Source organism: Acetobacter tropicalis (genome assembly GCF_001580915.1).
GTDB classification, from domain to species: Bacteria; Pseudomonadota; Alphaproteobacteria; order Acetobacterales; family Acetobacteraceae; genus Acetobacter; species Acetobacter tropicalis.
In genome coordinates, this window is sequence record NZ_LHZQ01000151.1 from 1 (window position 1) to 11,325 (window position 11,325).

An 11,325-nucleotide genomic window follows, 5' to 3' on the forward strand; every position below is an offset into this window, starting at 1 on the left:
TCTCATTCAATGCCCCACTAAAAATGGGGGGATTACCAGGGGATGCGCGCAAAAGAGTTTTCGATCGTGCTGAACGCAAATTTGATCTTATGCAAGAAATGGGCACAGATCTTTTGCTCGTGTGCTCCAGCACTATGCAAGACGCCGAAGGAGATGAGGGGCGCATCATTGATGACTTTAGAGAACTAGGAGAACGTGCTGCATCGAGAGGCTTGCGCATAGGTTATGAAGGATTAGCATGGGGACGTTATATTAATGATCACAGAGATGTGGCTGCTATTGTGAGTGCTGTCGATCTACCATCTGTTGGTATTATTCTGGACAGTTTTCATTCTTTGTCTCGTCATATTCCTATTTCTTCCATAATGGATATTGATCCTGCCAAGATCTTTCTGGCCCAGATTGCTGATGCTCCTTTAATGAATATGGATATCCTTCAGTGGAGCCGCCATTTCCGCTGCATGCCATTTCAAGGTGGACTGCCCGTGACAGAGTGGGTCGCAGCGTTAATAAAGATTGGTTACAGCGGGCCTTTATCTTTAGAAATTTTCAATGATCGGTTTCGTTCTGGTTTTTCCAAAACCGTTGCAATTGATGGAAAACGCTCTCTTGTGACAGTCCGGGATGATGCGCACTATCTTGTGGGGGAGGAAACTCACCTACCTGATCGTTCTGATCCTGCCATCAAATTTATAGAGTTTTCTGTTCCACCTGGAAAAGGGGAAGAATTAGGAAAAATATTGGATATGATTGGGTTTGAACACATTGGGAATCATAAGATACGTGATGTCGCTCTTTGGCGATCACAAAACGATATTTTTATTATTATAAACAGAGAATCTTATTCCTTTTCTGGCAGTTTCAGTCTGATACATGGAGATGCTTTGTGTGCAATAGGGCTATACGTAAAGGATCGTAAGGCAGCACTTGAACGGGCTCATCATTTAGGTATGGCAGTTGCGGAAAATTTATCAGACAGTTTGTCTGGTCGCTCAATCAACGCGATACGGAGTGTTGGTGGGAGTCTTGTTTATTTTCTTGATGAGGACGTTTACACGGAATTATGGGAGAAAGAGTTTGAGATTACACAAAAAATTAAACCAGAAATAAAAGGATCAATAACCTCTTTTGATCATGTAGCATCTATTGTTGGTTATGATGAGTTTCTTTCTTGGGTTTTGTATTGGACGTCTCTTTTTGACCTTAAAGTCTGCCAGGAAGTGGACCTGATTGATCCCGGCGGGGTCGTGCAGAGTCAAGCTTTGGAAAGTAAAAATAAGAATTTTCGTCTAACACTCAATGGCTCTTTAGGAGCAAGAACCCTAGCTTCCCGTTTTGAGAAGAAATTTCTTGGAGCAGGTTATCAGCATATTGCTCTGGGCACGGACGATATTTTTGCGTTTTCAAAACGTATGCGCAAGACTGGCCTTCCTATTCTAGAAATAAATAAAAATTATTATGATGACATTCAGGCTAGATTTGGTTTGACAGACGCATTCATTATAGAATTGTCCGACGGTAATATTCTTTATGACCGAGATTCTGATGGTGGAGAGTTTTTCCAAATATTTTCGCGCGCGATTGATCGGATGTTCTTTTTTGAGATTGTTCAACGTGTGGGAGAATATAAAGGATATGGTGCGGCCAATACCCAAGTTCGTTTGACGGCTCAACGTCGGGCAGGAGAGAAACAGTATTCAGAACATATCTGATCTGTTTCTAATCAACCATGTTTTCTATATTCAGAATGTTGTTGTCATGTTGAGCCCTGTTACAACACTATTACGAGCAGAGCGGCCGGTATCCGGATCACGATTGACACCGCCAACATTCAGGAAATACTGGAAATCTGGCTGAAGAATAAGATACGGAGTAACCGCCGCTTGGTAGGTCAGTTCAATATGGTGTTCCGGCCTTAGCTGATACGGTACACTCGTACCCAGCCGCACCGCGTCATGTGCATTCCGATTGGCTTCACGTCCGTAGATACTGGCTCCCCAGGCGATGCCAATTGTATCATCAGGGCGTCCGGGGAGAAGTTCATCAAAAGTAAAGCCGCTTTGTACTTCAAGGCAGAAACGGTTTCGGTCACCATTACTGACTGTCGTTCTTACGAAAAGATTAATTGTCTTTCCAGATTCTTTTTCTTTACTCCAGATCATCTGGTCAATCAGGGCATAGGCCATCCAGTTGCCGCGATGATAACGTGGCACCCCTGTGCTGTTTGAACTCGCCAACAGGTTGCCCTGGTTATCATATCTTTGATCGGGGAAACGACCGGTATCATATAATCCGCCAACTTTCCACGTTCCTGGTAGGGCTGGAGCATCCTTTCCGCCTAATCGTTTGGCCATATCTAGCCAGAGCTGGGCTTCACCCATGAAAAGCGTTCCTCCACTTGTTGAGAACAATGTTCCTGTGGGGTCACGCACGGTTGGGCTAACGTTGCTGTAGAAGGGGCCGCGTGTGGGATTATCGTCAGTAATTGCGCCCATTAACACCACTGGATAGGCAGGGGTCCATTTGACACGCGCACCCACCGCAGAAAAAGGCCACGATGGGCCACCTGAATACAGATTGCTTGAGGTGGAAAGAGGCCAGCCAAAACTGGCATTCATAAAAAAGGACGCATTTTGGCTAACCAGGAATTCTGTATCAAGGTCAATGGAGCCGACCCGGATGTCCAGATGGTTGTGAAATAAGCTTTGCCCATACCAGAGCTCGAAAAGACGGGTGGAACGTCCCACATCATAGCCGCTAACGGCATTCAACGCACCGAGACGTTCGTTGGTAAGGGACCGGCCACGAATTTGTAAGGCGCTTACGTTCAGGAGGCCGCCCTGCCAACCGAACGCCTGTTGGGTATTCAATGCAACTGCAACGGCTGTCATGCCATCATATGTTGGACCAGGATGTAGCCCTCCCGAAACAAGACCCCATAGTTCCTCAACATCTTGAATGGTTACTCTTACGCCTTGCCGCGTGAGCCAATCTCTTGCACCGCCTGCATTGCCGAGTAATTCGGTGCTTGAATCCTCGGGAGGCTGAACAAAACCGGGAGCGGGGACGGGAAGGGGAACCCCAGATGGCAGAATATCAGTTGCTAGAGGCACACTGGCGGCACAGGCTCGATGTTCTCTACTGAGACAAGCCCCCACAGTAAGAATAAGAATGGCGCAACGGGTGGCCCGGATAGAAGATGCCCCCACGTTTTTAGAATCTCCTCCTGACACACATAGACACAACTATCATGTCATTGAGAAGAATGGCAGGGGAAAGGCCCAAGCCGACCACAGAATGGGCTGCTTTACCTTATTCCGGACCAGCCTCTCACTCTTGAGGAGGCGTCGTTCTGGTAAGTGCTTGCTCCGCATGCTCTTGGTATATGCATGAGAGCAAAGCTTTTCAGTGCATCAAAGGCGAACGACTACACTCTTTAACTATCCCCGCACACTTCGAACTGGTTGAATGCAAAGGCTGTGCAGCGGCCTTAAAAATCAGCCGTTACAGCCAGACGAGCTGAAATTGGCTCCAAAGGATGCCCCGTTGCGCCTGTTTGTACGGCAGCCGTGGGGGTCAACCGATAGTCGTACGCATATTGTGCCGCATAGGCCCGGGTATTGAAAACGTTGAAGACGCTGGCTTCCAGTTTTATTTTTTTATTGAAACGATAACCAAGATTCATGTTGACTTCCTGATATCCGCTGGAGCGTAAGCTATTGTCCTCTATCAGGGGATATCCACCCAGCCACCTGACCTGGAGACCGCCATACCAAGGCCCACGATCGACCATAACACCAAAAGACCATACAAAGTTTGGGGCATTGGTAACATATGCTCCATCAATACCGTAACTGGAAAGGTTGTGACCCCGGTAGCGGGCTTTGGCGAATGAGAGATCGGTATTGAATTCAAGCCAGGTAAATGGATTGTACTGTGCCGAGAATTCCACCCCTTGGCGGCGACTGGCTGGGCCGGGAGAGGTAACGCCCGCGTCACCATCATAACTGAGTTCAGAGTCAAAATCGATAATGAATGCTGCTGCCTGAAGATGCAGGTGAGAAAATGGCGTGGTCCGAACCCCAACTTCTCCACTGACAGCAGATGTCATGAGCGGAACTTTAACAGAGCCTTTTGTAAATTCATCAGACGTATAGGAGCCCGACACGGAGCGAAAATCATTGGAGTGAAATCCACGTCCTCCGCTTAGGTATAATTCTGTTTTTTTCCATGGCCCAAAAACAAGACTGCCTTTGGGCTGAAACAGCCACTGATGCTTTTGTGTCAGGCTATTATCGACAAGATTTTCATCCGTTCCCCCCTGATAGTCTTCACGCAGACCAACGATCATTCTCAGCCAAGGTAGCCAGTGCGTTGTATTTTGCACAAACAGACCGACTGAACCCAGATTAATATTATCGGCATTGCACGTATAGGGAATTGTTGCCTCAAGGCTGGAAGGACAGTTTGCTAGTGTCACGCGCTGCCGCGTATGGCGACGGTCGACATACAGAATATCATACCGCCCCTGTACGCCAATCCGTGTTTCCGTGCGGACCAGGCCGACATGATCCTGCCGGGTATAGACACTGCTGCCCCCTACAGTTGTGCGGGTTTCATCCTGTTGTTGCTGATCTCCGTTAACAGGATCATCCAGATAATGAGTGAAATTGTTCCACAAAGTCAGACGGTCATGGACAGCAAAAGCACTTGTCACCCATTTCCAGTTATCCCGGGCCAGATGGTAATGGCCAGAGAGGCTATAGCGCTCAGAAAACCCTCCATCGGTTGGGTCAAGAGACCCATAGCGACCGATTAGTCCTTCATGGTAGGCATCCAGAGGTTGATCGTTTGTTGCGCGCCACTGGCCGCGATAGAACATGCCTGTCAGATCAAAACCATTTTTGGCGCTTCCATAAGTATAACGTGAAAGTGCACGGATACTGCGGGCGTTATCCGGATATTTCCACGGACCATCCGAGTGGGAAATGTTAAACGCATTCACCCAACGGCCCGTATTGGAAAAATGGGTTGTGCTGCCGATATAAGCCCGATAGTCGCCCATAGTGCCTGCGCTCAGGCTGATCTGGCGTGGAATATCATCAGCCAGCTTCATATGGTCCGATCCGGCAACACCAAAATCACCAATATCTGCATGAAAGGGGCCTTTTGTATAATCGACCCCCGCAAGCACTTCCGGGATCAGAAAGTTGAGATCTGTGTAGCCCTGACCATGGGCATTGCTGACGCCGTTGACCGGCATATCATCAATAAATGAGGCAAGGTCTGTTCCGTGGTCCAAATTGAAACCACGCAACAGGAACTGATTGGCTTTTCCCTCGCCAGAGTGGGATGTCACTACCAGCCCCGGCACAGCTTCCAGAATTTGACCAACACGATAGACGGGGCGAAGCTGGATTTCGCGTGCAGTCAAAGAGCCTTCGCTCGCGGTGCCAGCACGGCCCAGCAAATCGCGCCGGGATGCTGTTACCTGAATTGTTTCTGGCGCTCCTTCCTTGACAGAAACATTCTGCGCGCCTTGTGCGGCAGGCGAGTTTTTTGCCTTACCCGTTACGCTCGGCGTTGAGGACTTGAGGGAAGGGCGGGAATGTTTTGTTTTTTGCGTGGTGGGTACTGCCAGTGGGGAGCCTGCGGCCATTGTGGGGAGGGAACAAAACGTGAAGCCAGTAGAAAGCATGGCCGTGACAAAAAAATGCCGCTTGTAACGTATAATATGGCCTGCTGGCGCAGAAAAAAAAGAGAGTTGGAGGCGAGCGGTCATGGTGATCCTGCAGTGCGACAGAGGCACAACGGTCTTCTAAATGTGCGTCTGTGTACTGCCCGACTGCGGGAAACTATAAACAAGTTTAAGCAGCGAGGCAGGGGGGCGCAGAAGAACGCGGCCTATAGAAGGCGGACGAGAAAAGAAGGCTGCTGATAGGGCGCTATCTTAGGCCATCAAGCGCTTTTCTATGAGGCATGCTGCATGCAGGGAGAAGGATGAGGAAGGGAATTCGGGCCGTCATGGTTTCTCTCTCAGGAAACCAGCCATCCCCGACCGGCATCCGGGCTTATCACGACGATGGCAGGTCTCCTGACTCGCGGATCACAGAAATCTGTTTGGCCTTCCCGGTCCAAATGTACCAGTGACCTGTTCCTGCAAGGAAACATAATAAACAGACTCTCACCGCCAACAGTTGCGGGGGCAGTTGCAGACTAGCTTCCGGACCAGCGTCCAGCCGAAGCATACAGCATTCCCTTTTCATCCGTTTGCACGGAACCATCGACTATATGCCCTTATAAGCAGGACGTTGGCGTGATTTCAATACACTCATAGAGGGAAATAGAGTATTTTTCTACTGTATTCGGACATCAGTAGCCTAGGGGTAACTCTATTTTGTAGATATTTTCAGGCTTTTGTCTCTATGCCTATTCGGCGTGGGCTGTAAGTAACATTAGAAATTAGGAAAGATTCTATTCTCCCATTAAAGATAGACAATTCTTCTTGTTTTACATTCTTTACTGCTTTACCGTTTTTTATTGTTTTGCCTCTGAACGGCGCAGCAGATAGATATCCATGATCCACCCGTGGCAAGCTCGGGCTTGAGCGCGGGTTGTGATGATTTCTGGGCCAATTTCCGTCAAGGGACCGGAGAGTAGTATCTGTTCCGGCATGCCCACATATGCTCCCCAATAGATAGTGATATCCTTTGCAGGAATAGATTGGAACGAACAGTCTCCATCCAACATGACAATGACTGTATTGCTGCCCTTTGGCCAACCATGATCACGTAACTGGCGGCCGGTTGTGACTGTAAAGGGTGCGCCTATATCGTTAAGCGCGATGGTATGCGCTGCTGCCAGCATATTCAGGGACATAATCCCCGGGATACTGCGGATTTGTGGGGCTGGTTCCAAACGTGCTGCAATGCGCAAGGTGCTGTCATATAGTGCGGGATCTCCCCATACGAGCAGTGCAACCGTTCCACCTTGCGGCAGGTGTGTACAAATAGTTTCCTGCCATACTCGTGCAATAGCACTATGCCATTGCACAACACCATGGCGGTAATCTGGATCCGCTGTATTGCGGCGCGGCATATCAAATTCTGCAATCCGGCAAGCAGGATTTGTAAGAATCTGTTTGCAGAGAGTTTGGCGTAGATCAGCCAGATCAGCCTTATTCTGTTCCTTGCGGGGAATAAGAATGAGGTCGGCCGCGTTGAGTTCGCGCACAGCCTGTAGTGTCAAATGGTCAGGATTTCCTGTCCCGATTCCGACAAGAACCAGATCAATCATGTAATGTTTCCGTAGGAATAAACTGGATATACGGGCTGTAATACGGAGCAAGGTGTGACGTTTACCCTCTCCGCAAGAATGGCAGTTTGCAGGAAGATGCCACCGGCATAAAACCGCCCTTGCTTCTCCCGCGGTCGCCCTTTGGCGAGAGTTGTTCTCTCAAGACCGGAGTGGATCATGTTGCCGGTGCAATGAGATGAAAAAACGTGCCTGTTGCCAAGCCCCGGCGTGAGCCTGCTTCAGAGACTTGGGTGCCGTTAGCATCAACTGTCATGGCAAGCATATCATCTGGTTGATTTGTAATGGTGGCATAATGGAATTCATGCCCGCGCAGGCGTTGCCCCGCATTATAGCCGGGAATTGGAGCCGCCAGAGTGGCCAGCCGATAGCCCAAATGCATACGCCGTTTGGCAAAAGAGGTTTCCAGACCAAGCAGACCTGCCATTTGATGATGCGTTCCTTGCGAATCAACCAGACCTGCGCCCATAGCCATGTAGCCGCCGCATTCTCCATGAACGGGCCGCGTTAGAGCAAAATTCTGGAGTTTTTCGCGGAAATGACCGGCAGCCGCCAGAGTTTCCGCATGAAGTTCAGGATAACCACCGGGAAGCCAGCAGACATCGGCGCTCGGGGCTGGTGCTTCATTAGCAAGGGGAGAAAAGGGGACAATTTCGGCCCCCATGGCCCGCCAGCCTTCAAACAAATGCGGATAGATAAAGGAAAAGGCTGCATCTCGCGCCAGTGCAATACGCTGGCCCGGAGGCGATACAGTAAGCGACTTGGCGTGGGTATTATAATCACTACTTGCAAGCGCCAGAATCTGATCCAGATCCACATGTGCAGCAATAAACGCCCCTAGCTTGTCCAGCAAAGTGGAAAGGTGAGGCTGTTCTTCAGCCTGTACCAAGCCCAGATGCCGCTCAGGCAGGGTAACAGCGCCCTGCCGGGGGAGTGCGCCAACCACTGGTAGCCCGATATGAGCCATGCCAAGACGGATCAAGGCCTCATGCCGTGGGCTGGCAACACGGTTGAGAATGACCCCGGCCAGCCTGATATGAGGAGAGAATTGAGCGAAACCATGCGCGATAGCCGCAGCAGATTGAGCCTGTCCGGAAACATCCAGCACCAGAAGAACAGGCCATCCCGTTAAGGCTGCAAGATCCGCACTGGCACCGTTGCCAGCTTCTCCAGCCGATGCCACGCCATCAAATAACCCCATGGAGCCTTCAGCAACCATCAGATCAGCGTCTGTCCGCGCACCGATCAGGCCACTAATCCGGTCCTTACACATGGCCCAACTATCGAGATTGAGGGAGACACGGCCAGACGCAGCAGTATGAAAAGCGGGGTCTATATAGTCCGGCCCATTTTTGAACGGTTGGACACTCAGCCCTCGCGCCTTCAATGCGGCAAGCAGCCCGAGTGTCACCATTGTTTTGCCCGCGCCAGAAGCTGGCGCGGAAATAATCACTCCTGGGCAGTTTGTCTGATCTGGCGTCATGTGGCCTCAGGAAAGCGTGGGGCCGTTCCGAGAGGACGGAAGCGACGATCATAATCCGCAGCGTACAACCGGCTTGTCTCAAAATCCGTGGCACCAAGCGAGCGGCCAACCAGAATTAGGGCCGTACGCTCAAGCTCATGAGCAAGGTCATTGGCCAGAGCCCCTGCAAGCGTAGCCAGAGTAGCACGGACAATCCGCTCATCTGGCCAACTGGCTCGCCAGACAATGGCGACAGGACAGTCAGGCCCGTAATGGGGAGAAAGCTCCGCCACCACGCGGTCCAGCACGTGGATGGATAAATGAATAGCAAGTGTTGCGCCTGTTGCCGCGAAGGCTGCAAGATTTTCGGCGGCCGGCATGGATGTGGCGCGCCCGGAAGTGCGTGTCAGCACAACAGACTGCACGATACCCGGCAAAGTCAGCTCCGTTCCCAATGCCGCGGCAGCGGCAGCAAAGGAAGGAACGCCCGGGGTTACATCGTATGGGATATCAAGAGCACAAAGCCGGCGGAGCTGCTCCCCCATGGCGGACCACACCGACAGATCACCCGAGTGGAGACGAGCGACATCCTGACCAGCAGCATGAGCGGACTCAATTTCCGTGATAATCTCATCTAGAGAGAGGGGGGCCGTGTTAATAATCCTGGCATCAGGAGGGCAGTATTCAAGCAGCGCCTCTGGAACCAGGGAGCCTGCATAGAGGCAGACTGGACAGGCCGCTATCAAATCTCGCCCACGCAGGGTTATCAGGTCAGGAGCACCCGGTCCGGCACCAATAAAGTGAACAGTCATGCCGTTATATCCTTCTGTGTCACGTTTTTGGCCGTATCTGGCACAGTCCGTTCAGCAATAGCTGCTGTTGCCATACCGTCTGAGGAGAGAACACGAGACACCAGCAGGCTTGCTCCTTGCCCTGCTGCGGCGAGTGCCGTTGCTTCTGCAATACTTCCCGTTCCGAAACGACGCATGATACGGTCTGAGACGGTTGGAGTTGTGAGAGATGGCAGCATATCAGCCCCTATCGGACAGATGGGGAGGCCAAGTTCTTCAGCCAGCGCCATAAAGGCTGGAGAGCATATCTTGGGTGCCAGTGTGGCCAGAATGCCAATACCCTGAGCACCTCCCGCCGCCGCCAACGCACACCGCAATGAGGCGAGGGATGCTGCACGGCGAAATCCGAACCCTGCAACCTTCATCGGGTCACACTCCATTGTACAATTGGACGGGCCGGAACCCAGCCACGCATGGTCCCTAATGGAGCAGCACTTGCCAGTTCGATCCGCAGAAGGTCTCCCCCTTTCTGCCCATACCAGGTGGCCAGTAATGTTTCTGTTTCAAGTGTCACGCTGTTTGCCACAATGCGCGTACCGGGAGAGAGCGTATCCCACACATAATCCAGCAAGGCGGCACTGCCGCCCCCGCCAATGAAGACAGCATCAGGTGCAGGCAACCCCTCCAAGGCATCTGGCGCTTGGCCTTCTACAATCTCCATGCGAGGTTCTAAACCGAACGCGCGGGCATTGGCCTGAATATTGGCTATACGCTCCGTACGGGCTTCCACAGCAATGGCGCGCCCCCCCGCGAGACACCATTCCAGCGAGATGGAACCTGAGCCGGCCCCGATATCCCACAGAAGTTCGTCGGGCCGAGGAGCTAGAGCGGAAAGAGTAAGCGCCCGCACGGGGCGTTTGGTAATCTGGCCATCATGACGAAAGACGGTATCTGGCAGGCCAGAGGCATGACTAAGACCAGCCGAGCCAGAGACGGCAATGGCCACAGCAACGGGAGCCATAATATCCGTATAGGCAAACTGTTCTGCAACGACAGAACGAATACGTTCACGCGGCCCACCCAGTGCCTCCATGACATAGAGCGTTGAGGCCCCGAACCCCCGACGACTCAGCCAGCCAGCCAGAGAACCCGCTGACGCGGCATCACGTAGCAGACAGATGACGCGCTGCTTGTTATGCAGAACGGGTTGTAACCGTTCAAAAGGAGCCGCGTGCAACGCCATGCAGGCGGCATGCTCCAAGCGCCAACCAAGTCGGTTAGCAGCCAGTGAAAATGTGGACGGAGCAGGGCGGGCAATCCATTCCTCTGGTCCCAGGCTGGCTGCAAGAAGGGAGCCTGCACCAAACCAGAATGGATCTCCCGACGCTAGAACAACCACTTTGCGGCCCCGGGCGGCCAGAACCGGCTCCACGGAAAAGGGGATGGGCCAGGGGCGGCCACGTTCTCCGGCATCCGCCAGAGCCAGATGGCGCGGGCCACCAAAAATGATTTCTGCATTGGCTAGTTCACTCTGGCGCGCAGCGGATAAACCTGCCATCCCGTCTTCACCAAGACCGATGATGACAAGCCAAGGTTCCACACGGGAGTTAACCATGATGCGCGTCCTGTTGCTTGGCGGCACGACTGAAGCCAGCCAGATGGCCCGTATTCTTGCTGATGCAGACATGGACGCCATTTTTTCCTACGCGGGGAGAACTGCCTCGCCGCGCCAACAACCGCTGCCTGTCCGCATTGGTG

9 protein-coding genes and 1 riboswitch are annotated in these 11,325 nt (G+C 51.9%); of the genes, 2 read left to right on the forward strand and 7 right to left on the reverse strand.

Features of this window, described 5'->3' with window-relative positions; genetic code table 11:
• A partial coding sequence (locus AD944_RS02285) for a bifunctional sugar phosphate isomerase/epimerase/4-hydroxyphenylpyruvate dioxygenase family protein (protein ID WP_156477243.1) occupies positions 1 to 1,712 on the forward strand: 1,712 nt, incomplete at its 5' end.
• Between the two features lie 30 nt (positions 1,713 to 1,742).
• Here AD944_RS02285 and AD944_RS02290 read toward each other — a convergent pair.
• The 7 genes from AD944_RS02290 to AD944_RS02320 all read right to left on the reverse strand — a co-directional run bounded on the left by AD944_RS02290 (position 1,743) and on the right by AD944_RS02320 (position 11,182).
• Complete coding sequence (locus AD944_RS02290) at positions 1,743 to 3,233, reverse strand: carbohydrate porin (protein WP_307723413.1); 1,491 nt, start codon at positions 3,231 to 3,233, stop codon at positions 1,743 to 1,745.
• A gap of 257 nt (positions 3,234 to 3,490) precedes the next feature.
• Complete coding sequence (locus AD944_RS02295) at positions 3,491 to 5,782, reverse strand: TonB-dependent receptor (protein WP_236709324.1); 2,292 nt, start codon at positions 5,780 to 5,782, stop codon at positions 3,491 to 3,493.
• A 285-nt stretch (positions 5,783 to 6,067) separates the two neighbouring features.
• A riboswitch (cobalamin riboswitch) is annotated at positions 6,068 to 6,300 on the reverse strand.
• A gap of 237 nt (positions 6,301 to 6,537) precedes the next feature.
• Positions 6,538 to 7,296, reverse strand: coding sequence for a precorrin-6A synthase (deacetylating) (gene cobF, locus AD944_RS02300; RefSeq protein WP_045543533.1), 759 nt, complete (start codon positions 7,294 to 7,296; stop codon positions 6,538 to 6,540).
• Between the two features lie 175 nt (positions 7,297 to 7,471).
• Positions 7,472 to 8,797, reverse strand: a complete 1,326-nt coding sequence (locus AD944_RS02305; RefSeq protein ID WP_045543532.1) for a cobyrinate a,c-diamide synthase — start codon at positions 8,795 to 8,797, stop codon at positions 7,472 to 7,474.
• Positions 8,794 to 9,588 carry a precorrin-4 C(11)-methyltransferase gene (gene cobM, locus AD944_RS02310; RefSeq protein WP_045543531.1) on the reverse strand — a complete coding sequence of 265 codons (795 nt, stop codon included), beginning with the start codon at positions 9,586 to 9,588 and terminating at the stop codon, positions 8,794 to 8,796. The genes AD944_RS02305 and cobM overlap by 4 nt, the downstream gene beginning before the upstream one ends.
• Positions 9,585 to 9,992, reverse strand: a complete 408-nt coding sequence (locus AD944_RS02315) for a cobalamin biosynthesis protein (protein ID WP_045543530.1) — start codon at positions 9,990 to 9,992, stop codon at positions 9,585 to 9,587. The genes cobM and AD944_RS02315 overlap by 4 nt, the downstream gene beginning before the upstream one ends.
• On the reverse strand, positions 9,989 to 11,182 hold the full coding sequence (locus AD944_RS02320) for a bifunctional cobalt-precorrin-7 (C(5))-methyltransferase/cobalt-precorrin-6B (C(15))-methyltransferase (protein ID WP_045543529.1): 1,194 nt from the start codon (positions 11,180 to 11,182) through the stop codon (positions 9,989 to 9,991). Before AD944_RS02320 ends, AD944_RS02315 begins: the two co-directional genes overlap by 4 nt.
• Position 11,183: 1 nt before the next feature.
• Here AD944_RS02320 and AD944_RS02325 point away from each other — a divergent pair.
• Positions 11,184 to 11,325 (forward strand): precorrin-6A/cobalt-precorrin-6A reductase (locus AD944_RS02325; protein WP_282956213.1); only part of this gene is annotated, 142 nt, incomplete at its 3' end.